The following is a 23,535-nucleotide window of genomic DNA, read 5'->3' as shown; positions in this document are numbered from 1 at the left end:
ACTTATTAGCCATAATAGGCGGGTATTCTGTTTTGTATCATGTGCTCCAGTAAGGCAATAAAAAGATCTGCACTGATAAGTGATGAGTAATCTATCGAAAATAGTATGTTACCTTTCGCATCAAATAATCTTATCTTGTCATGACGTGCTTCACGTAACGTTTCGATGCGTAATATATCCTCAATGTTAATCGTACCTTTTTTTGTGACTAATGAGTGTGCACTGAGTGACAGAGGGATCGTATCTATCTGAATTTTTTTCATCTTATGGATATTAGATGGGCGTAGTCTTGACCAGCGCTCATTCTTTCGCACTATATCGAATACGATTGTTTTACCTCGTGATAATGTATTTAAGCTTATTAAACCGACCTGCATAATTTGCTGATGAATTATCGTATTTATGAGGGGGTATGCATTGGTTATATTATTATTAATAATATTCCAAGATTTGTTTTTTGATGTGCGGAATGCCATGGTATTAATTTTACCATTAGGATCTATTCCTGTGTGATATTTATAAATATATTCTATTTTGTTAAATGAGATAAAATAAACACTCCCATTGTCATGATTAAAAACACGAATGCCTTTTTCATAAAGAAAGTAGGTGAATATTGGATTATTGTATAAACCCGAATGAATTAATAGACTTAATGATATACCGGCAATAGCAACACATAGCATTGAAAGAATTGAGGGTGTTGAAAAGATAGACGTAGTAATTGATAAGCTAATTATTACAAAGCTCAATCCTAATATAAACACTATTATGCCAATAGTTAATTTTGAGTTTTTACTTCTTAACTCATGGCGGCTAAGTATTTTTCCTTCGTCGATCATAATATACTCCTTTCAGCCGCCAAGTAGATATTTCACTTGGTTATTATTGAATTACATTAATACATTAGGCTTTTTATCAAGAGGGTAAATGAGCATTTTCCTAAAGTGATTTAATAAAGATTTATAGAATAGAAGGGTATGAGTTGTTGAGCCAGTATGGCATCTTGGCTATAACAGCCAATGGAGAGGCGCTGATACATTTTAACAGCATAAATGAGGTAACAAGCTAAGTGTGATGCCTTTCACGAGGCTGACTTACAGTGTAAGATGCGTGCATATTTATGTGGGTAGTTTTGGGTTTGAGTCCATCGCTGTGTCCACCAATAATTAATTAAAGACAACGACTAGAGAAAAATTCATATAAATGAAGCACATAAGAAACTTTTCTATTATTGCCCATATTGACCACGGTAAATCGACACTGTCGGACCGTATTATTCAGATTTGTGGCGGTTTATCTGAGCGAGAAATGGCCGCTCAAGTACTGGATTCTATGGATCTGGAGCGTGAGCGTGGTATTACCATCAAGGCACAGAGTGTGACACTTGATTACCACGCAAAAGATGGTCAAACCTATCAACTTAATTTTATCGATACTCCCGGCCACGTTGACTTCTCTTATGAAGTTTCCCGCTCCTTGGCGGCTTGTGAAGGGGCTTTATTGGTCGTTGACGCAGGGCAGGGTGTTGAAGCGCAAACGCTGGCAAACTGCTATACGGCGATGGAAATGAATCTGGAAGTTGTTCCAGTTCTGAACAAAATTGACTTGCCTGCGGCAGACCCAGAGCGCGTTGCTGAAGAAATTGAAGACATCGTCGGTATTGATGCGACTGATGCAGTGCGTTGCTCAGCAAAAACCGGTGTAGGTGTTCCTGATATTCTTGAGCGACTGGTGCGCGATATTCCGCCGCCTCAGGGCGATCCGGATGGCCCATTACAGGCACTGATTATTGACTCCTGGTTTGATAACTATCTGGGTGTCGTATCATTAATCCGTATCAAGAATGGTTCGTTGCGTAAAGGCGATAAAGTTAAGGTTATGAGTACTGGCCAGAGCTACAACGCTGACCGGTTGGGTATCTTTACACCAAAACGTGTTGATCGTGACGTACTGAACTGTGGCGAAGTAGGTTGGCTGGTCTGTGCGATAAAAGACATTCTGGGTGCGCCGGTCGGTGATACGCTGACATTGGCCCGTAACCCGGCTGAAAAATCATTACCTGGTTTTAAGAAAGTCAAACCACAGGTTTATGCGGGTCTGTTCCCGATTAGCTCTGATGACTATGAAGCTTTCCGCGATGCATTAGGCAAGTTGAGCCTTAATGATGCCTCTTTGTTCTATGAGCCAGAAAGTTCTACAGCACTGGGTTTTGGTTTCCGCTGTGGTTTCCTGGGCTTACTGCATATGGAAATCATTCAGGAACGTTTGGAGCGTGAGTACGATCTGGAACTTATCACTACAGCACCCACGGTGGTGTATGAAGTGATTACAACTGCTCAGGAAACGGTTTATGTCGATAGCCCTTCCAAGCTGCCAGCCTTGAATAACATTGAGGAACTACGCGAACCTATTGCTGAATGTCATATGCTGTTGCCACAGGAATACTTGGGTAACGTCATTACATTGTGTATTGAAAAGCGCGGTATGCAGACCAACATGGTTTACCACGGTAACCAAGTGGCGCTGACGTACGAAATACCGATGGCTGAAGTGGTGCTCGATTTCTTTGACCGCCTGAAATCCACATCTCGCGGTTATGCATCATTAGATTACAATTTTAAACGCTTCCAGACTTCCGACATGGTGCGTGTTGATGTATTAATCAACAATGAGCGAGTCGATGCGCTGGCACTCATTACTCACCGTGATAATGCGCAGTACCGCGGCCGTGATCTGGTTGAGAAAATGAAGGAACTGATTCCGCGTCAGCAATTTGATATTGCGATTCAGGCGGCTATAGGCAACCACATCATTGCTCGCTCGACTGTGAAACAGTTACGGAAAAACGTATTGGCGAAGTGTTATGGCGGCGATGTGAGTCGTAAGAAGAAACTTCTGCAGAAACAGAAAGATGGTAAAAAACGTATGAAGCAGGTCGGTAACGTTGAATTACCGCAAGAAGCTTTCCTGGCTATTCTGCATGTCGGAAAAGACAGTAAATAAGGAGTTTTGATGGCTAACATGTTTGCCTTGATTTTAGCGATAGCTACGTTGGTAACCGGGGTTATTTGGTGCTTCGAGCGGTTTAAATGGGGGCCGGCCCGTCAGGCAAAAGTTGCGGCTGTTAACGCCCAAACTGCGGCTATCAAGGCGCAAACCGGGAGTGCGGTAGATAACAAGACTCTCGCACCGGCTGCACGACAGCCTGGTTGGATTGAGACTTGTGCTTCAGTCTTCCCGGTGTTAGCTCTGGTATTTATCGTGCGCTCGTTTATTTACGAGCCCTTCCAGATCCCCTCTGGCTCGATGATGCCCACATTACTGATCGGTGATTTCATTCTGGTAGAGAAGTTTGCTTACGGAATTAAAGACCCTATTACGCAAACTACGCTAATCCCTACAGGGCACCCGAAACGTGGCGATGTCGCCGTGTTTAAATATCCGCTAGACCCTCGTTTGGATTATATCAAGCGGGTGGTGGGTTTGCCGGGAGATCGGGTCAGTTATAATCCAATCAGTAAAGAAGTAACGGTTCAACCTGCTTGTAATACCGGGACTTCTTGTGACAGTGCGTTGCCAATTACTTACAGTGCATCAGAACCAAGCGATTTCGTACAAACATTCCGTTATAGCGGTAATGGTGAGGCCTCTGCTGGATTCTTCCAAATTCCATTAAATCAGGCGGTGCCGGATGGTGGTGTACGCCTGCGTGAGCGGACTGAAACCCTCGGCCCGGTTGCCCACCAGATCCTCACTGTGCCTGGCCGCCAAGAGCAAGTTGGGGCTTATTATCAGCAACCTAATCAGCCGTTAGGCGTGTGGGTTGTGCCGGAAGGTCACTACTTTATGATGGGTGATAACCGGGATAATAGTGCCGATAGCCGCTATTGGGGTTTTGTGCCAGAACGTAATCTGGTAGGTAAAGCCACGGCTATTTGGATGAGTTTTGAAAAGCAAGAAGGTGAATGGCCAACGGGTGTGCGTTTAAGTCGTATTGGTGGAATACATTAATCTATATTGAGTCATTGAAGTGACGGCGGGGGATAAACACGCTGTCACTTCAAGTTCGCAGGGCATTTAAACGCAGCATTATATTTCCACTCGTTGTAGAATAACCTTTCGAGCGCTAACAGTTGGCTCTTTTATGGGAGCCACTGCAAACGAAACAGTTTTGTTTTGGTAATATTGGCTGATCAGACCTGTTCCGTATGCTGTAGTTTTTGACGCATTCTTGATCTATTGGTAACTCATGAACCCCATCGTAATAAATAGGCTACAGCGGAAGCTGGGCTACACTTTTCAACAGCAGGAGCTCTTGCTGCAAGCACTGACTCATCGTAGCGCCAGTAGCAAACATAATGAGCGTTTGGAGTTCCTGGGTGACTCTATATTAAGTTTCGTTATTGCCAATGAGCTGTATCACCGTTTTCCCCGTGTTGATGAAGGGGATATGAGTCGGATGCGAGCGACATTGGTCAGAGGCAATACGCTAGCCGAAATGGCCCGTGAGTTTGACCTTGGTGAATGTTTACGCCTTGGCCCGGGTGAATTGAAAAGTGGCGGTTTCCGCCGTGAATCAATTTTGGCAGATACGGTCGAAGCTTTAATCGGCGGTATATTCTTAGACAGCGATATTCATACGGTTGGACGGCTGATTCTCGACTGGTATCGCAGTCGGTTAGACGAAATCAGCCCTGGTGATAAGCAGAAAGATCCAAAAACGCGCTTGCAAGAATATTTGCAGGGCCGTCATCTGCCATTACCCTCTTATCTGGTTGTGCAGGTTCGCGGTGAAGCACATGACCAGGAATTTACTATCCACTGTCAGGTGAGTGGCTTGAATGAACCGGTAATAGGCACCGGCTCAAGTCGCCGTAAAGCTGAGCAGGCGGCAGCGGAAGCAGCGCTGATAAAGTTGGAGCTTGAATGAGCGAAGTAGAAAAAACGTATTGTGGTTTTATTGCAATTGTAGGCCGCCCGAATGTGGGTAAATCTACCTTGCTGAATGAATTGCTGGGGCAGAAAATCTCCATCACTTCACGTAAACCGCAAACTACACGTCACCGTATTATGGGGATCCATACTGAAGGGCCTTATCAGGCCATTTATGTTGATACCCCAGGGCTGCATATTGAAGAAAAACGTGCGATTAACCGTTTAATGAATCGTGCGGCAAGCAGCTCTCTCGGTGATGTGGAATTAGTGATTTTTGTCGTTGAAGGCACTAACTGGACTGCCGACGATGAAATGGTGGTGAACAAACTGCGCAGTTTGCAGTGTCCAGTATTATTGGCCATCAACAAAGTCGATAACGTTACAGATAAAACTAAACTGTTACCGCATATCCAGTTCTTAAGCCAGCAGATGAATTTCCTGGACGTTGTTCCTATCTCTGCTGAGAAAGGGATGAATGTGGACACCATCGCCAGTATTGTGCGCAAGCATATGCCAGAAGCGGTGCATCACTTCCCGGAAGATTACATCACTGACCGTTCCCAGCGTTTTATGGCGTCAGAAATTATTCGTGAAAAGCTGATGCGCTTCTTAGGCGAGGAATTACCTTACTCGGTGACAGTTGAAATTGAACAGTTTGTACCAAATGAACGTGGTGGCTATAACATCCATGGGCTAATTTTAGTCGAGCGCGAAGGCCAGAAGAAAATGGTCATCGGTAATAAAGGCTCAAAAATCAAGACCATCGGTATCGAAGCCCGCCAGGACATGGAACAAATGTTCGAAGCTAAAGTCCATCTTGAGCTGTGGGTGAAAGTGAAATCAGGCTGGGCAGATGACGAACGTGCATTGCGCAGCTTAGGCTATACCGACGACCTGAAATAAGGCTCGCCGATGGAAGGTTGGCAACGCGCATTTGTCCTGCATGGGCGACCTTACAGTGAAACCAGTTTAATGCTGGATTTATTCACTGAAGGGGAGGGTCGCATGCGGGTGTTGGCTAAAGGTGCGCGGGGTCGCCGTTCCAATCTAAAGGGCTGCTTGCAGCCCTTTACGCCATTACTGGTTCGTTGGACTGGCCGTGGTGAAGTCAAAACATTGCGCAGTGCCGAGCCGGTTTCGCTGGCTCTTCCATTGACCGGTTCAATGTTGTACAGCGGCTTATATGTCAATGAGCTGCTCGCGCGCGTCCTTGAACACCAAACCAATTACTCCGCTCTATTCTTCGACTATCTGCATTGTTTACAATCATTGGCTGGTAGCGATGGCTCCCCTGAATATGCTTTACGCCAGTTTGAATTGGCAATATTGGCCCATCTTGGTTATGGCGTTGATTTCCTTCATTGCGCGGGCAGTGGCCAGCCGGTGTCTGACAGCATGACTTACCGCTACCGTGAGGAAAAAGGATTTATTGCCAGTTTAGTGGTTGATCACTACAGTTTTACTGGCCGCCAATTATTGGCTTTGGCTAACCGTGAGTTTCCTGATGCTGATACGTTACGCGCAGCCAAGCGTTTTACCCGCATTGCTCTGAAACCTTACTTGGGGGGTAAGCCGTTAAAAAGTCGCGAACTGTTCCGCCAATTTGTGATTAAACCGCCAGCAGAACCCTTGCCTTAGTCCCTGCAACCCACTGTTTACACTGCCGTTCATCAACTTTCCTTTACTGTGCCTATCCGCTGCCCGCTGACTCGGTGTAAACTGCCAGACACTTATGCGTTTATTGGCAAGCATTCTTACATGCTTATTAATCTATCAAAGATGCATCCATATCTGGAGGGCTGTCATGGCTGATTTGTTGCTGGGCGTTAATATTGATCACATCGCGACATTACGAAATGCACGTGGAACTATTTACCCCGACCCTGTTCAGGCAGCGTTTATTGCAGAACAAGCCGGTGCTGACGGTATTACTGTCCATTTACGCGAAGATCGTCGCCATATCACGGATCGGGACGTGCGTATTTTGCGCCAAACCATCCAGACTCGTATGAATTTGGAAATGGCCGTTACTGATGAAATGGTTGACATCGCTTGTGAGATAAAACCCCACTTTTGCTGTTTGGTACCGGAAAAACGGCAAGAAGTCACCACCGAAGGTGGGTTGGATGTCGCTGGTCAGGTTGATAAAATGACCATCGCAGTGAGTCGTTTATCCGACGCAGGGATTTTGATTTCACTGTTTATTGATGCTGATATGCGCCAGATTGATGCTGCTGTGGCTGTCGGGGCACCTTACATTGAAATTCATACTGGTGCTTATGCTGATGCTTCTTCAGATTTGGCCCGTCAGGCTGAATTAATGCGGATCGCCAAAGCGGCGACCTATGCCGCCAGTAAAGGATTGAAAGTTAACGCGGGTCACGGCCTGACTTATCATAACGTTCAACCTATCGCCGCCTTGCCAGAGATGCATGAGCTAAATATTGGTCATGCAATCATTGGCCAGGCCGTTATGTCAGGGCTTGCTGCTGCTGTTACCGATATGAAAGTATTAATGCGAGAAGCGCGTCGGTAATGGCTATTCTTGGATTAGGTACTGATATTGTTGAAATTTCTCGGATAGAAGCCGTAGTTGAACGCAGTGGTGATAAGCTGGCACTGCGTATTCTCAGCCCATCGGAATGGCAACATTATCAGCAGCACCAACAGCCAATCCGTTTTTTGGCCAAACGCTTCGCCGTTAAAGAAGCTGCCGCTAAAGCATTTGGCACCGGTATCCGTAATGGTTTGGCATTTAACCAGTTCGAAGTCGTTAACGATGCATTGGGTAAACCAACGCTACGTTTGCATCAACGTGCAGCAGAGTTAGCGGCTGAACTTGGGGTCAAGTCTTTGCATGTGACCTTGGCAGATGAGCGGCGTTATGCCTGTGCAACTGTGATTATCGAAAGCTAAAACTCGTTATTGCCACCAAGACGCAATGAGTGGGAATGAAAGGGCGTGTATGAAAATACCGCCCTTTTTTGTTTTGATTTTATCCAATTGTCACTCCTCATTCCCATACTTCTCTCTTATTCCCCATCTGAAATCTGTGTACTTTTTTCCCCTCCGCCGGGTGAAAACTCACCGAAATAAATCTTAATTTTGCGATCTGCACAACAAGTTGGTTAACCAATACTTCATTTGGTCGCCCAATTAGTGGTACTTGTAATACCAAATTGTTGGGCCTTATAGACAATTTACTCAAATGAGTACGAAATTAAAACAGAAATGGCAGTATGACAGCGATTTTCGATCAACAAAAAATCACTAGATTTGGCCTGACCAATATAAAAATCGTGATACTAGAAAAAATTTGATGTTTCATAACTGGGGAAAATAAAAGATGGAATGGATTAATATCCTATGGGTGGTATTGGGTATTGGCTTAATGCTAGTGCTGAATATACGCTATCAGATCAACTCAATGATTGCATTGCTGTTGGCGGCTCTGTTAGTGGGTACTCTCGCTGGGATGGATCTGCTCAAACTTCTGCATACTATTAAAGCGGGGTTTGGTGGGACACTCGGTGAACTGGCAATAATTGTCGTATTTGGTGCAGTGATCGGCAAGTTGATGGTCGACTCCGGTGCTGCCCATCAGATAGCTCAAACACTATTACGCCGATTTGGGCTGAAGTATGTTGAGTTTGCGGTCATCATCATTGGCCTAATCTTTGGTTTGGCGATGTTCTATGAAGTTGCCTTTATCATTTTGGCACCACTGATCATTGCTATTGCTGTTGAAGCTAAGATCCCATTCCTCAAGCTAGCCATCCCGGCTGTAGCTGCCGCGACCACTGCGCATTCCCTTTTCCCACCACAGCCAGGACCAGTTGCACTGGTGAGTGCCTATGGTGCTGATATGGGGATGGTTTATATCTATGGGATTTTGGTTGCCATTCCTTCTGTTATTTGTGCGGGTCTGATTTTACCGAAGTTTCTCGGTAACTTGGAACGCCCAATTCCAACTTTCCTGAAAGCAGAAAATCCACTGGATGAGAATAACCTGCCGTCGTTCAGTACCTCGATTCTGGTGCCGTTAATCCCTGCTTTCATTATGATTTTTACCACCATTGCCAACATCTGGCTGGTGAAAGGGACGACGACGTACACCATCTTGAACTTCCTGGGTTCATCACCTATTGCCATGTTTATCGCCATGCTGGTTGCTTTTGTTTTATTCGGCACCGGGCGTGGTCATAAAATGGAATGGGTCATGCACTCATTTGAAGGGGCAGTAAAAGGCATTGCCATGGTCATCTTGATCATCGGTGCGGGCGGGGCGTTAAAGCAGGTCATCATTGATACCGGCATTGGCGATACCATTGGTATGTTGATGTCCGCGGGCGGTGTGTCGCCTTACATCATGGCCTGGCTGATTACTGTGCTTATCCGCTTGTCAACCGGGCAGGGGGTGGTGTCGGCGATGACTGCCGCAGGTATTATTGGTGCCGCAGTTATGGACCCAGTAACGCATACTATTACCTCAGTCGATCCGGCACTGTTGGTACTGGCAACGGCGGCAGGTTCTAATACCTTCACTCATATTAATGATGCTTCATTCTGGCTGTTTAAAGGGTATTTTGATCTATCGATTAAAGACACTTTGAAAACTTGGGGCTTGCTGGAGCTAACCAACTCAGTGGTTGGCTTGGCGATGGTGCTGCTGATCAGCCTGTTTATTTAATGCGGATTTGAATTGATTTTATTATCAGTGCTTCAATGGAGGCACTGATAATTTACTTCATAAGAAAGTCATATATCCTATAAACGATCGGCGTGATGCAATTGGACAAACTTGTCCCACAGCTGTTCGTTAGTTTCTACCCAAGCGGGATCGATAGAAATCGTATTATCGATAGGGCAGACCAACTGACACGTTGGCGTTTCGTAATGACCGACGCATTCTGTACAGCGCATCGGGTCAATTTGATAAATGTCTACACCCATGGAAATTGCCTCGTTAGGGCATTCCGGCTCGCACATGTCGCAATTTATACATTTACGAGTGATCAACAGGGCCATGATTCCTCTTACCTTAGGTCGGGGATGCTTAACAGCGGGGATTATACCCCTCTGGTATCCTTAGACCAGTTTTTTCACCAGTGCCGCACTGTGCTTAATATGCTCTTGAGCACTTTCAAGGTCTTGCTGGATCATCGCCATAAATAGCAGGTCGGTCAGCGCGTATTGGGCAGTGCTCGATGAAATAGCTGCGCTGCGAATGGCCGGCTCTTCCGAGATAGTATACAAACAATGGTCAGCCCGCTGCTGCAAGCTATTAGGGGTAAAACTGGTCAGTGCCAGCACTTTAGCACCACAACGTTGTGCTTCTTCTGCCGCCAGATTAAGCTCACGACGCTCGCCGCTAAAGGAGATAGCCAGCAGTAAATCTCGAGTATCCAAGGTTTGCACCGCAGCCAGTTGTGCATGCATATCAGTTTCAGATACCGCCATAACACCTATTTTCAATAGCTTATGTGCAAGGTCTTTCGCCACTAAGCCAGAGGCCCCCAGACCGGTCAAAATAATCCTTCGCGCCGCCCGTAGCATCGCCAGTGCCTCTGCTAAGCGCTGTTCACTATTGATATCCAAAGTCGCGCGTAGCGCGGCAACTTTTTCGGCCAATAACTTTTCGCCCACCGTTTTTAAACTGTCAGTGCTCAAAATTTGGTTGTGAAGAGTGACGGCCAGCGCGGGAGTGGCCACAATCTCACTCAATGCGAGTTTAAGTGCTGGGAAACCTTTATAGCCTAATTTTTGTGCGAATTTAACCACCGCAGATTGGCTAACGCCAGTTTGTTGTGCCAGCTTTTGTGAACTGAGGTGGCGTGCCAACTCGGGATTAGTCAGCAGGAAATCGGCTAACTTACGATCATTTTGTGCCAGCGTTGGATAGAGCTGACGAATGCGAAGAAGACTACTCATAAATCAGTTCCTGAATATGGGAAGTTATTCTGCCAAGTTGGTTAATAATACCCATAAATAATAAAATCAAAGGTTAAGTGCTGGAGCATAACACCCTTTTTTTGTGAAAGTCGGGTGAATGGGACAAGAAAACACGCACTTTCATCTATTTTCAATTACAACTAAGTCATTATGAATAAAAAATCCAATGAGGAAAAAATCATGAATTTGGGTGCTTTGATTTCTGAAAGTCGCAATCCGGCCACGATGGATTTGGATAAGCTCTCCACTTTGGAGATGCTCACTCGCATTAATGATGAAGACCGTAAAGTGCCGCAGGCGATTCGTTTGGTGATACCCAACATTGCTCACGCGGTAGATTTAGCAGCGAAAGCTTTACAGGCCGGAGGGCGCTTGATCTATCTGGGGGCCGGTACCAGCGGGCGGCTTGGCGTTTTAGATGCCTCGGAATGCCCGCCGACCTTTGGTGTGCCGCATGGTATGGTCATCGGTTTAATTGCTGGTGGCCCCGGCGCGTTACTCAAAGCGGTAGAGGGGGCTGAGGATGATATGTCACTCGGCGAGCGCGATTTGCAAAATTTACAGTTGACCGCGGTGGATATGGTGGTCGGGCTGGCCGCCTCGGGCCGCACTCCCTATGTCATTGGCGCGCTACGTTATGCCCGCCAGCTTGGCTGCCCCACTGCGGCTATTTCCTGTAATCCCGATTCCCCTATCGCGCAAGAAGCGCTGGTCGCTATTTCGCCCGTCGTCGGGCCAGAAGCCCTGACCGGCTCTACTCGCATGAAATCGGGTACGGCGCAAAAACTGGTGCTAAATATGTTATCTACTGGCGCGATGGTGAAGCTTGGCAAGGTCTATCAAAATCTGATGGTGGATGTAAAAGCGACCAATGTGAAATTAGTCGATCGCGCGTGCCGCATTGTGGTTGAAGCTACCGGAGCCAGCCGCGCTGAGGCGGAAAGTGCCTTGTCGCAAACTGAATTCGAAGTCAAACCGGCCATTTTGATGATTTTAAAAGGTGTCAGTGCGGAGCAAGCTCATCAGGATTTACAGCGACATAATGGATATTTACGTGCCGCATTGTAAGGCTGGCTGTCACTGGCCCGCAGCGGTCAGTACAATGATACTGTATTGAACTGCACGAGTAGATTTCTATTGACTGGATTTATGGGATTTCAATGACAAATGTTTTTAGCGCCGAGCAAAATGACACAATGGCCGAGCCGCCCGCGGAAAATGTCAAACGGGTTGTCTTCTTTGATTTAGATGGCACGTTGCATCAACAGGATATGTTTGGCAGCTTTTTGCGTTTTCTGCTGCGCCATTTGCCACTGAATATATTGTTGGTGATTCCATTACTGCCGGTTATTGGATTGGGGTTATTGGTTGGCGGGCGTTGTGCTCGTTGGCCAATCAGTTTATTGCTGTGGGCGCTCACTTTTGGCCGGCCGGAAGCGCAGTTGAAGGATCTGGAACTGCGCTTTGTGAAGGAATTCCGCCAAAAAGTGACTGAATTTCCGGTGGTGATGATGCGCTTGCGCCAATATCTGCAGAGCACCGATGCCCAGGTGTGGCTGATTACCGGCTCACCGCAACGGCTGGTCGAGCAGGTTTATCACGATTCAGACTTTATTCACCATTTACGGCTGGTGGGGAGCCGTATGGCACGACGCAATGGCGGGTGGGTGTTGCCACTGCGCTGTTTAGGGCCAGAAAAAGTGGTGCAATTAGAACAGCGCTTGGGGTCGCCACTGAAACTCTACAGCGGTTACAGTGACAGTAAGCAAGATAACCCGCTGTTGCATTTTTGCGAACACCGCTGGCGGGTCAGTAAAACTGGCGAATTACAACAGTTAGAATGAGTCGTAGTTGAAATAACATACAGTTGTAATAGGCTTCAGTGGGGGTAAAAGCCCACTGAAGTTATTCGCCACATTGCTCTAATGAGTCACATCATTTTCATGATGGCCTAGCCGCCAGATCCGCTCAGCATGCCGGCCTAGCAGCCACAAACTGATGCCGAGCAACAGGAAGAAAATAGTTTTCGGCATGGTATCCCAGAAAAACTCAAAGAAACGGGTATACAAGTTGATGGCCAAAAATGTCAGGCCAAAGCCGCGTAGCATGGCATCATCGCGCTTTAACCCCAGCCAGATTGCCGCAGCGGCTGCGAGAGCAAATAAGATACTCCAATGGAGCAGTTCAATCTGGCGTAGTTGATACCAATGATCGATATCGCCGTAATTGCCAAAAATAGACAATAACCACAGGGCAATAAACAGATAAAGCAGCCCCATGGCCTGCGAAACCCGATCCAGCCGACGTGCCGCCAACTGCGGTTGTAATGTCAATGCACTGGCGCACAGCAGCAAACCAAAGGCAATAAAGCGGGTTGGATAGTTCATTCCCAGCCAGTAAGCGCCCCAACCGGACATATAGCCGGTTTCTGCACCAAACGCATTGCCCAGTGACAGCAAGGCAAACAGCCACACCAGTGGTGAGCGGCCAAACCAGCCGACCGCAGCGTAAATCAGGGTGCCGAGCAACAATAATACCGAGATGCGGCCACTGCCGTTATCCAGCCATTCGCCAAGCTGGCCGATAGCCGCAGCAGTAAAAATGACACCGAGGAACAGCACGGCCTCATTACTATAGATTTTGCTGGCATCTTGTCGGCGGCGGTAAAACCCCCAGCCATAAAAGGCCGCGGCTAAGACGCCAGTGACCGCGACTCGCACTGGAGGATCAAAGCGGAAAAATTGGCTAATCCAGGCTAATAGAAAAGTATCAGCCATCAGACTGCCAATCGCGATGACCAGTGAGGCCAGTGCGGCAAGGAAGGCGTAACCTGCCAACCTGCGCCAGTCAAAAGGTTGAACATCAATGTTTGCCAACAAACGCTGATGTTCTTCTTCAGGAATAACTCCTTCTTTGGCCCATCCATCAAGGGTTTTACGCACAATTACCGCGCTCTTCTTGTTGAGCTTCATGTTTCTGGCTTCCATATAGTTGCATATCATTTATATCAGGAATGATTCTTACCTTATCGGAACATTAACTGATCATGATGTATTGAGCTATTTTATAGTGAATTTAGTGGCGATAGTGATTGCTGTGTATAATGCACGCCGCAAAAAGTGCCAAAGGGGTTAATGTGTCTACTGATAATAATTCGCATTCTGAATGTGATTCGCCAATTGAATACAGTGATGAGTATTGGATGCAGCGGGCATTAGTATTGGCGCTACGCGCGCAAGCAGAAGGCGAAGTGCCGGTGGGCGCAATACTGGTGCTGGATAATCAGGTGATTGGTGAGGGCTGGAACCGCTCTATTGGTGATAACGACCCAACAGCACATGCTGAAATTATGGCGCTGCGCCAAGGCGGGCAAGCGGTGCAGAATTATCGTCTAATAGACGCGACTTTGTATGTCACTCTGGAGCCATGCGTGATGTGTGCGGGTGCTATGGTACACAGCCGGATTCGCCGGCTGGTCTATGGCGCTAATGATCTGAAAACCGGTGCGGCGGGATCTCTGGTAGATATTTTACGCCATCCTGGAATGAATCATCAGATTGAGATAACCGCGGGTGTGCTGGCTGATGCTTGCTCCCACCAATTGAGCGCGTTTTTCCGCCTGCGGCGCGAACAGCAAAAAGCACTGAAACTCGCGCAGCGGGAAAATCCTGAACCGCGCGAGATGTAAGTAAAAATAAGTAAGATTAATGATAGCTCAGCGAGTGAAAGGGCGACCGTACCTAGGGGCGCTCCGGCGACTTCGTCGCTACGACCCCAACGACACGTTTCCCCTCCATGATTGGCAATCTAAAAGAGTTGGCAACAATGGCGTCGGGAATCTGAAAGAAGTGCTAATTATTGATTGACCAGCCGGGCCCGACGACTGGATAAGCTTTACCTAATTCGGCTTCAATCGCGGCGTGCTGCGCGGCTTTTTTCTCTCTTTCCTGCAAGTATCCCTCCAGACTGACCTGATAGCGGCGGATGTTTTCGACGTAGTTATAGGCCTCGTGACCCCGCGCATAGCCATAAGTGGTGCTCGGGTAGTAGCGTTTTTGGCTCAACATGGGTAGCCGCATTTTTACGTCTACCCAACTGTCTGGGTTACCATTTTGTTTTTTGGTCAGTTTGCGGGCATCAAGCATATGACCATAACCCATATTATATGAAGCCAACGCAAACCAAATTCGCTCATCTTCTGGAATGGTCTCTGGCACTTTTTGCATCAGCCGTTGCAAGTAAACCGAACCACCTTTGATACTCTCTTCGGGATCAACCCGGTCTTTTACTCCCAAGCTACTGGCGGTGGCCCGCGTGAGCATCATTAGGCCGCGCACCCCGGTGGGGGAGGTCGCTTGTGGATTCCAATGGGATTCTTGATAGGCGATCGCTGCCAGTAATTTCCAGTCAATTTCACCGGCATGCTTTTCAAATAAGGGCTGGAAAGAGGGCAGCACATTATCAATGGAGGAGAGGAATGTTTTGGTATCGACATAATCAAAACTGCCGACATGGCCGAGATATTTTTCCTCCAGACGCGCCAAACTGCCGTCTTCTACCATCTCACTGTAGAAATCGAGCATTGCCGCATACAGGCTATCATCACGACTCTGTTGGAAATACCAAGTCACTGGCTCTTCATCCGTAACGTCAAAAGCCACTGCCAATTGTGGGTGAATGCGTTGCAGCAGCGCAATAGTGACAGAATCGCCGAGAGTATAGTCGAGCTTGCCCTCTGCGACTTGCTCCAGTAATTCTTTGCCGGAGCGATCAACTGACGACCCCCAGTTAAGATCCGGATATTTAGTCTGTTTAAGTTGTTTCAAGGTGGTCATATGGGCTGAGCCGGAGGCCACAATCAGTTGGCCTTTCAGGTCGCTGAATGATTTTGGGCGCGGAGCACCCAACCGGTAGACTAATTGTTGCGACACGGAATAATAGGCAGGGCCAGTGCGCGCCCGGTTAAGACGTTCGCGGTTATAAATTAGCCCGGCAGCAATGAGGTCGGCATCGTCACTATCTAAAGCATCAAACAGATCATTGATATTATGATGCGGGGTCATCACCAGCTTAACCCCCAGATAGTCAGCAAAACGTTGTGTCAGCTCATAGTCGAGACCGGAAGGGCCATCTTTTCCGGTTGAGTAGATCAAGGGTGAACTTATAGTGCTAACTCGCAGTTCACCACGGGCTTTTATTCGGTCCAGTTGCCCTTCTTGTCCATTGCGCCACGGAATATTGGGCCACAGCGCGAGGGCCAGAAGTAAGGCAATGATACCGATGACAAAGTAATTTAATTTTATGCGCGTCAAATAGTTATCTCTCGGCAGCGCTCTTTATATGTGTATTTTGAAGCGTAAATCGACATGGTTAAATCCCCAGTAGAGCGGCATTTTGCGCAATAATTCGTCAGTGTGCAACTTTATTGCGAGCTTATTGATCCGGTATTCAATGTATATCTCTAACAAAAATTTCTGACGCAATTATGAATAATAGCGACGCAAACGGTTTCGTCGGCGGCTCAGATTCACTATAATGGCGCGCGTTTTCCCCTGTTTTGCGCCAATGCATGCTGCGCCCAATGAAGTGCTGTCCCAGTCGCTTCGAAGAGAGAGAAACTTAGATTATGGAAATACTGCGTGGTTCGCCCGCTTTGTCGGCTTTTCGAATTACCAAACTGCTGTCCCGTTGCCAGGATGCTCATCTGCCGGTAGATGATATCTATGCCGAATACGTTCACTTTGCCGATGTCAGCGCTCCCTTGAGTGCTGACGAACACGCCAGACTCCAGCGGCTGCTTAAATATGGGCCATCTCTCCCCGAACATGCGCCAGAAGGGCGTTTATTATTAGTGACACCAAGGCCGGGGACAATTTCTCCGTGGTCTTCCAAAGCAACTGATATTGCACATAATTGTGCACTGCCACAGGTTCTGCGCCTGGAGCGCGGTCTGGCTTTCTATATACAAGGCCCGAACCTGACTGAAAGCCAATGGCAGCAATTGTCAGCATTGCTGCATGACCGCATGATGGAAACGGTTTTCACCGATTTGCAGCAAGCCGAGCAACTGTTCTCTCATCATCAGCCCGCTCCGGTACAACGGGTGGATATTTTGACGCAGGGCCGTAGTGCACTGGATCAGGCCAATATTAAATTGGGTCTGGCACTGGCTCCGGATGAAATTGATTATCTGTTGGCCGCGTTTACTGGCCTTGGGCGCAACCCGACAGATATCGAGCTGTATATGTTTGCTCAGGCCAACTCTGAGCATTGCCGCCATAAGATTTTTAATGCGGATTGGAAAATTGACGGTGTTGATCAGCCTAAATCGTTGTTTAAGATGATCAAAAACACCTTTGAGCATACCCCGGATTACGTGTTGTCGGCCTATAAAGACAATGCTGCGGTGATGGAAGGTTCTTCGGTCGGGCGCTTCTTTGCCGCGCCAGAAAATGGCGTTTATGGCTACCATCAGGAAGAGGCGCATATCCTGATGAAAGTTGAAACTCACAACCACCCGACGGCAATTTCACCATGGCCGGGCGCGGCGACTGGCTCGGGTGGAGAAATCCGTGATGAGGGGGCCACCGGGCGCGGCGCTAAACCGAAAGCGGGTTTGGTGGGTTTCTCTGTTTCTAACTTGCGTATCCCCGGTTTTGAACAGCCGTGGGAAGAGAATTTCGGTAAACCCGATCGCATTGTGACCGCGCTGGATATCATGACCGAAGGCCCATTGGGCGGTGCGGCGTTTAACAATGAATTTGGTCGCCCAGCGCTGTTGGGCTACTTCCGTACCTATGAAGAGCGCGTAAACAGCCATAACGGCACCGAGCTACGTGGCTATCATAAGCCGATCATGCTGGCGGGCGGGATTGGCAATATCCGTGCGAATCACGTGCAGAAAGGCGAAATCACCGTGGGTGCTAAGCTGGTGGTGCTCGGTGGCCCAGCAATGAATATCGGTTTGGGCGGCGGTGCGGCGTCTTCCATGGCCTCTGGCCAATCTGATGCGGATCTGGATTTTGCTTCGGTACAGCGCGATAACCCGGAGATGGAACGCCGTTGTCAGGAGGTGATCGACCGCTGCTGGCAGTTGGGCGACCACAACCCCATCCTGTTTATTCATGACGTCGGTGCCGGTGGTTTGTCCAACGCGATGCCAGAATTGGTCAGTGACGGTGGCCGTGGCGGCCGTTTTGAGTTGCGTGACATTCTAAACGACGAGCCGGGTATGAGCCCGCTGGAAGTGTGGTGTAACGAATCTCAGGAGCGCTATGTCATGGCCATTGCCCCAGCGCAGATGGCACAATTTGATGAGATTTGCCGTCGTGAACGTGCGCCATATGCGGTTATCGGTGAAGCGACCGAAGAAAAGCATCTGACCCTGAATGACCGTCATTTCGATAATCAACCCATTGATATGCCGTTGGATGTGCTGTTAGGTAAAACGCCGAAAATGTTGCGTGATGTTACCCGCCTGCAAGCGCAGGGAGAGGCTCTGCAGCGGGCTGAAATCAGCATTGCTGATGCAGTAAAACGCGTGATGCATTTACCGGCGGTAGCAGAGAAAACCTTCCTGATCACCATTGGCGACCGCACCGTAACCGGCATGGTCACCCGTGACCAGATGGTCGGCCCGTGGCAGATCCCGGTGGCTGACTGTGCCGTTACCAGCGCCAGTCTGGACAGCTACTATGGCGAGGCAATGTCACTGGGCGAACGTGCGCCAGTGGCCTTGTTGGATTTTGCCGCTTCAGCCCGTTTGGCGGTTGGCGAAGCATTGACCAATATCGCCGCGACCCAAATTGGTGAACTCAAGCGCATTAAACTGTCGGCGAACTGGATGTCCGCCGCCGGTCACCCCGGTGAAGACGCCGGTTTGTATGAAGCGGTGCGCGCGGTGGGTGAAGAATTATGTCCGGCGCTGGAAATTACCATCCCGGTGGGCAAAGACTCTATGTCGATGAAAACCCGCTGGCAGGAAGGGGATGAACAGCGCGAAATGACCTCGCCGCTGTCATTGGTGATTACCGCTTTTGCCCGTATCGAAGATGTTCGTCACACCGTAACCCCGCAGTTGCGTACTGACAAAGGTGACAATGCGCTGTTGCTGATTGATTTGGGCGCGGGCCACAATGCACTGGGGGCGACGGCGTTGACCCAGGTTTATCGTCAGTTAGGGGATAAACCGGCGGATGTGCGCGATGTGCAACAACTGGCGGGCTTCTTCAATGCCATGCAGCGTTTAGTGGCAGATCAAGCCTTGTTGGCCTATCACGACCGCTCAGACGGCGGTTTGTTGGTCACACTGGCTGAAATGGCCTTTGCTGGTCATTGCGGTGTGCAAGTTGATATTCAATCCTTGGGTGACGATGCGCTGGCCGCCTTGTTTAATGAGGAGTTAGGGGCGGTGATTCAGGTGCGCGCTGAGCAGCGAGCCGCAGTGGAAAAAGTGCTGGCTGACCATGGTTTGGCAAACTGTGTCCATTATCTGGGCCGCGCTGTTGAGGGGGATGTTTTTGACATCCGCAGTGGTACCGAGGCGGTATACAGCGAAAAACGCAGCACCCTGCGCTTGTGGTGGGCTGAAACCACTTGGCAGATGCAGCGCCTGCGCGATAATCCAGATTGCGCTGATCAAGAGCATCAAGCGAAACAGGATGAGCGCGACCCTGGCCTGAATGTGAAACTGACCTTTGATCCCGCTGAAGATATCGCCGCACCTTATATTATCAAACAGGCGCGACCAAAAGTTGCCGTGCTGCGTGAGCAGGGGGTTAACTCCCACGTTGAAATGGCCGCCGCTTTCCATCGCGCCGGTTTTGATGCCGTTGACGTGCATATGAGTGACTTGCTGGCAGGGCGCACTGATTTGCAATCTTTCCAGACCTTAGTGGCTTGTGGTGGTTTCTCTTACGGCGATGTATTGGGCGCAGGCGAAGGTTGGGCGAAGTCCATTCTGTTCAATGACCGCGTGCGTGATGAGTTCGAAGCTTTCTTCCACCGCCCAGAAACACTGGCGTTGGGGGTGTGTAATGGCTGCCAGATGATGTCTAATCTGCGCGAACTTATTCCGGGTGCTGAACACTGGCCACGGTTTGTCCGCAATTTATCGGACCGTTTTGAAGCGCGTTTCAGTCTGGTCGAAGTGGCAAACAGCCCATCCCTGTTTATGCAGGATATGGCGGGTTCCCGCATGCCAATTGCGGTTTCACACGGTGAGGGCCGGGTTGAAGTGCGTGATGCGGCGCATCTGGCAATATTGGAACAGAGCAACTTGGTGGCATTACGCTTTGTGAACAACCAAGGTGCGGTCACCGAGCAGTATCCGGCGAACCCGAATGGTTCAGCGCATGGTATTACGGCGGTAACCAGTGTCAGCGGGCGGGCCACCGTCATGATGCCGCATCCAGAGCGTGTCTTCCGTACTGTCAGTAACTCATGGCATCCGGAAGAGTGGGGTGAAGATAGCCCATGGATGCGTATGTTCCGTAATGCTCGTAAGCAATTGGGCTAATTAAACTTATTGATAAGGGGGAACGGATTAGCTCCCCCTTTTTTATCTTTAATTTTCAGCGAAATTGGCTAAAGCAATATTAAAATTTTTAATGGCACTTTGATGTTCAGTGTTCAATGCTTTAATCACTAACTTATAATTCCCCGCTGCTATACCTTCCAAAGGTAATGAAAAATCTTTCGTTCGATTATTAATTAATGTTTCGGCTCGCGCTTTTTCATGCCCCTCCACATCATAGAGATAGCCGGTGATCAGTAAGTGGTCATGGGTTGCTATTGTCATTTCAATTTGTCCTTGGCCGTCTTTAAGCCAATAACTCGGTTGAACTCCGTGCACAGAAAAGTCATTTGAAACAGTAAGACTGCTGGCTAACGATATCTGTTTTATCAATAAGCCACTGGCAATCAATGGCTGAGCTGCGGTGGATAAACAGAACAACATGGCGCTGGTGAAAGTGATATAGCCGATTTTCATATGGACACCTTTCTAATGATAGATCAGTAAAACTGTGTAGTTAGTGTCTGTAAGCCACTCATATAGGGATGAGCAGCTACCGATATTTTGTTTTCTGTGCTTTGGCGATTTTTTCATCAGACACCAGAGCCAGAGCATTAGCGTTACTCATTCAGCGCAGTGATGAAATCTCATAATTTATAACGCTATGGTGATTTATGTTGCAGTTTGCAGAGCCGTGGTAAAAGGCTGAGATTGAAGGGAGAAATAAGGAATATAATAGGGTACCCAATATAATTAACTTATTGATTAATAATGATTTAATAAATAATGTCGGTAAATCGAGACAATGGCTATTGAGATTGTCTCAAAAAGGAGACATTTATCTGATTGATTTATATTGTTTTTATTTATATGGGGCTTGGCTGTCGGGTAATAGCGACAAAACGGGATTGAATCACTCGACTTCATGAGAAAGAGTAGGGTAAGAAGTTGACGACTAAATTTATTTATATTTAATATCAATAGCTTAATTGTGTTTTTTAAAACTTGGCACGCAAGATGCATTATCTATATCAGTTGCTCATTCACCTATTTATGATAGTCCCGCCGTAAAGCGGAATATGCACTTCATAAGCCACCGAATGATGCCAAAGACTGGTGCCTATCGTCCATCTAAACCGATATTGTGTGAATGCACATATCAAACATCGGACGACACGTTGAGTGAGGCGCCGCCTATGTCCTACTGTGATGAGTAGTTCATCAATATTGGACATGTCTGGATGCTATTCGTCTCATCCTCCCGATGATTGCCTCGGCTTCATCAAACTGGAGACGATGTTTAAGGGCATCCACATATTCTGCGACGGGGCATTTATTGCCCCGTTGTCACATCTATACCCGTCATACTTCAGCTGCATGCGTATTGGCCGTCTTCCTGCAACTCGAATTATTTAGGGCATATTAAGGTCAAAGATAAGGTAAAGCTTTCCGTTTTCACGGCAAATGACAATAAAAGCAGGTCTGATGATGATTCTGACGATAATGGACAAGCAACCTTAATTAAAAGCACTTTGCTCAACGCTAAGTGCTTTTTTTTTTACTTCAATCAACCGGACAAGTTGCGGACATGCCCGCATAAATTGGGTCACAGGCATTGTAATCCTGGCTGAGTCAGTTAGCATCACAACAGAATGATAGGTAATGAGATGATTTCGTTGAAAAGATGGCGTTTGTTCCCCCGTTCTTTACGGCAATTGGTGCTCATGGCATTCCTGTTGGTGCTGCTCCCTTTATTGGTGCTAGCCTATCAGGCTTATCAAAGTCTTGATCATCTGAGTACCCAGGCGGCCGACATTAATCGTACTACGTTGGCTGATGCCCGGCGCAGCGAGGCAATGACCAGCGTGGCACTCGAAATGGAGCGCAGCTATCGTCAATACTGTGTGTTAGATGATGCAACGCTGGCAAAGCTCTATCAGCATCAGCGTAAACAGTACGCTCAAATGCTGGATACCCATGCCCCGATCCTGCCCGATGCCCGCTATTACCAGACGTTGAGTGGATTGCTAACTCAACTTTCTGATATCCAATGTAAAAATAGCGGCCCGGAGCAAAACGCTTCCACTTTATTAGAGCAATTTTCCCGCTCAAATGCCGAAATGGTACAGGCGACCCGGGATGTGATTTTCTCCCGTGGGCAACAATTACAAAAAGATATTGCCGAACGTGGTCAATTTTTTGGCTGGCAATCCCTGTTACTGTTTTTGGTCAGTGTGCTGTTGGTGGTGTTATTCACCCGTATGATTATCGGGCCGGTTAAGGGCATTGAGCGAATGATTAATCGGCTGGGGGAAGGGCGGCCACTGGGTGATATCGCATTGTTTAAAGGGCCGCGCGAGTTGCGCTCTCTGGCCCAGCGCATTATTTGGCTCAGTGAACGTTTAGCCTGGCTTGAATCACAGCGCCATGAGTTTTTACGCCATATCTCCCATGAGTTGAAAACGCCGCTGGCCAGTATGCGCGAAGGCACCGAATTGTTAGCTGATGAGGTTGCAGGCCCACTGACTCAAGATCAGAAAGAAGTGGTGGCTATCCTTGATAATAGTAGCCGTCATTTACAATTATTAATTGAACAATTATTGGACTATAACCGTAAACTGGCAGATGGCCCCGGTGAGCTTGAAAATGTTGAATTGATAGAAATGGTCGAGGATGTTATTTCGGCCCATAGCTTACCGGCGCGAGCCAAGATGATTCGTACTGAGACGGAGCTGAAAGCGGATATTTGTTGGGCAGATCCAACACTATTGATGCGGGTATTGGATAATCTCTACTCCAATGCGGTGCACTATGGCGAGGAATCCGGTACCATTTGGATTCGCAGCCGTCAGGTGAATAACCGCGTGCAAATTGATATTGCCAATACCGGGGCTTCGATCCCAGTATCTGAAGAAACAATGATATTTGAGCCTTTTTTCCAGGGAAGCCATCAGCGAAAAGGCGCTGTCAAAGGCAGCGGGTTGGGGTTGAGTATTGCTCAGGACTGTATCAAACGTATGCAGGGTGACTTGCAATTGGTGTCAGTGGATTACGCCGCAGTCTGCTTCCGTGTTGAATTGCCATTAACCGCCGAGAATGAATAAATAATGTACAAATGGTCTATGCGCAAC

Annotated in this window: 18 protein-coding genes and 1 pseudogene; 13 read left to right on the top strand and 6 right to left on the bottom strand. The window is 47.9% G+C overall.

Annotated features, from left to right (window positions below; genetic code table 11):
* Window positions 1–5: 5 nt before the first annotated feature.
* Window positions 6–842 (bottom strand): hypothetical protein, encoded by an 837-nt coding sequence (locus tag DX162_RS00680; protein WP_004390511.1) that lies wholly within the window; start codon window positions 840–842, stop codon window positions 6–8.
* A 364-nt stretch (window positions 843–1,206) separates the two neighbouring features.
* On the opposite strand from DX162_RS00680, the gene lepA reads away from it, so the two are divergent.
* The 8 genes from lepA (at window position 1,207) to gntP (ending at window position 9,628) form a co-directional block, all read left to right on the top strand.
* Window positions 1,207–3,006 carry a translation elongation factor 4 gene (lepA, locus tag DX162_RS00675; RefSeq protein ID WP_004390512.1) on the top strand — a complete coding sequence of 600 codons (1,800 nt, stop codon included), beginning with the start codon at window positions 1,207–1,209 and terminating at the stop codon, window positions 3,004–3,006.
* A gap of 9 nt (window positions 3,007–3,015) precedes the next feature.
* Complete coding sequence (gene lepB / locus DX162_RS00670; RefSeq protein WP_032819823.1) at window positions 3,016–4,014, top strand: signal peptidase I; 999 nt, start codon at window positions 3,016–3,018, stop codon at window positions 4,012–4,014.
* Window positions 4,015–4,252: 238 nt separating this feature from the next.
* On the top strand, window positions 4,253–4,933 hold the full coding sequence (rnc, locus tag DX162_RS00665; protein WP_004390515.1) for a ribonuclease III: 681 nt from the start codon (window positions 4,253–4,255) through the stop codon (window positions 4,931–4,933).
* Window positions 4,930–5,841 (top strand): GTPase Era, encoded by a 912-nt coding sequence (gene era, locus DX162_RS00660; protein ID WP_032819824.1) that lies wholly within the window; start codon window positions 4,930–4,932, stop codon window positions 5,839–5,841. Before rnc ends, era begins: the two co-directional genes overlap by 4 nt.
* Before the next feature lie 9 nt (window positions 5,842–5,850).
* Window positions 5,851–6,576: a DNA repair protein RecO gene (gene recO / locus DX162_RS00655; RefSeq protein WP_004390518.1), complete on the top strand. Its 726-nt coding sequence runs from the start codon at window positions 5,851–5,853 to the stop codon at window positions 6,574–6,576.
* A 166-nt stretch (window positions 6,577–6,742) separates the two neighbouring features.
* Window positions 6,743–7,474 carry a pyridoxine 5'-phosphate synthase gene (gene pdxJ / locus DX162_RS00650; protein WP_004390519.1) on the top strand — a complete coding sequence of 244 codons (732 nt, stop codon included), beginning with the start codon at window positions 6,743–6,745 and terminating at the stop codon, window positions 7,472–7,474.
* On the top strand, window positions 7,474–7,854 hold the full coding sequence (gene acpS, locus DX162_RS00645) for a holo-ACP synthase (protein WP_032819825.1): 381 nt from the start codon (window positions 7,474–7,476) through the stop codon (window positions 7,852–7,854). Before pdxJ ends, acpS begins: the two co-directional genes overlap by 1 nt.
* A gap of 430 nt (window positions 7,855–8,284) precedes the next feature.
* Complete coding sequence (gene gntP, locus DX162_RS00640; protein WP_004390520.1) at window positions 8,285–9,628, top strand: gluconate permease GntP; 1,344 nt, start codon at window positions 8,285–8,287, stop codon at window positions 9,626–9,628.
* 77 nt (window positions 9,629–9,705) lie between these two features.
* Here the strand turns inward: gntP and DX162_RS00635 are convergent, their stop codons facing one another.
* Entirely contained in the window at window positions 9,706–9,966 is a 261-nt protein-coding gene (locus tag DX162_RS00635) for a YfhL family 4Fe-4S dicluster ferredoxin (protein ID WP_032819826.1), read from the bottom strand.
* A 60-nt stretch (window positions 9,967–10,026) separates the two neighbouring features.
* Window positions 10,027–10,869, bottom strand: coding sequence for a MurR/RpiR family transcriptional regulator (locus DX162_RS00630; protein WP_004390521.1), 843 nt, complete (start codon window positions 10,867–10,869; stop codon window positions 10,027–10,029).
* Window positions 10,870–11,040: 171 nt separating this feature from the next.
* On the opposite strand from DX162_RS00630, the gene murQ reads away from it, so the two are divergent.
* Together murQ and yfhb are read left to right on the top strand one after the other, a co-directional pair.
* Window positions 11,041–11,958: an N-acetylmuramic acid 6-phosphate etherase gene (gene murQ / locus DX162_RS00625; RefSeq protein ID WP_004390522.1), complete on the top strand. Its 918-nt coding sequence runs from the start codon at window positions 11,041–11,043 to the stop codon at window positions 11,956–11,958.
* A gap of 128 nt (window positions 11,959–12,086) precedes the next feature.
* Complete coding sequence (gene yfhb / locus DX162_RS00620) at window positions 12,087–12,734, top strand: phosphatidylglycerophosphatase C (RefSeq protein WP_080548281.1); 648 nt, start codon at window positions 12,087–12,089, stop codon at window positions 12,732–12,734.
* 78 nt (window positions 12,735–12,812) lie between these two features.
* Here the strand turns inward: yfhb and DX162_RS00615 are convergent, their stop codons facing one another.
* The gene (locus tag DX162_RS00615; protein WP_032819828.1) at window positions 12,813–13,862 is read right to left on the bottom strand and encodes a hypothetical protein; all 1,050 of its coding nucleotides are present in this window, start codon (window positions 13,860–13,862) and stop codon (window positions 12,813–12,815) included.
* A 124-nt stretch (window positions 13,863–13,986) separates the two neighbouring features.
* Here DX162_RS00615 and tadA point away from each other — a divergent pair.
* Window positions 13,987–14,578 (top strand): annotated as a pseudogene (tadA, locus tag DX162_RS00610) (tRNA adenosine(34) deaminase TadA).
* A 163-nt stretch (window positions 14,579–14,741) separates the two neighbouring features.
* On the opposite strand, the gene mltF reads toward tadA, so the two are convergent.
* The gene (gene mltF / locus DX162_RS00605; protein WP_004390526.1) at window positions 14,742–16,202 is read right to left on the bottom strand and encodes a membrane-bound lytic murein transglycosylase MltF; all 1,461 of its coding nucleotides are present in this window, start codon (window positions 16,200–16,202) and stop codon (window positions 14,742–14,744) included.
* A 314-nt stretch (window positions 16,203–16,516) separates the two neighbouring features.
* Here mltF and purL point away from each other — a divergent pair, with 314 nt between their 5' ends.
* Window positions 16,517–20,407 carry a phosphoribosylformylglycinamidine synthase gene (purL, locus tag DX162_RS00600; RefSeq protein ID WP_004390527.1) on the top strand — a complete coding sequence of 1,297 codons (3,891 nt, stop codon included), beginning with the start codon at window positions 16,517–16,519 and terminating at the stop codon, window positions 20,405–20,407.
* A 48-nt stretch (window positions 20,408–20,455) separates the two neighbouring features.
* On the opposite strand, the gene DX162_RS00595 is transcribed toward purL, so the two are convergent.
* Window positions 20,456–20,881, bottom strand: a complete 426-nt coding sequence (locus DX162_RS00595; protein ID WP_004390528.1) for a hypothetical protein — start codon at window positions 20,879–20,881, stop codon at window positions 20,456–20,458.
* 1,190 nt (window positions 20,882–22,071) lie between these two features.
* Between DX162_RS00595 and DX162_RS00590 the strand changes: the two genes are divergently transcribed.
* On the top strand, window positions 22,072–23,508 hold the full coding sequence (locus tag DX162_RS00590; RefSeq protein ID WP_049561091.1) for a sensor histidine kinase: 1,437 nt from the start codon (window positions 22,072–22,074) through the stop codon (window positions 23,506–23,508).
* The last annotated feature ends 27 nt before the right edge of the window (window positions 23,509–23,535 follow it).

The organism is Yersinia kristensenii (assembly GCF_900460525.1).
GTDB lineage: Bacteria > Pseudomonadota > Gammaproteobacteria > Enterobacterales > Enterobacteriaceae > Yersinia > Yersinia kristensenii.
This window is presented reverse-complemented; position numbering and strand designations above follow the sequence as displayed.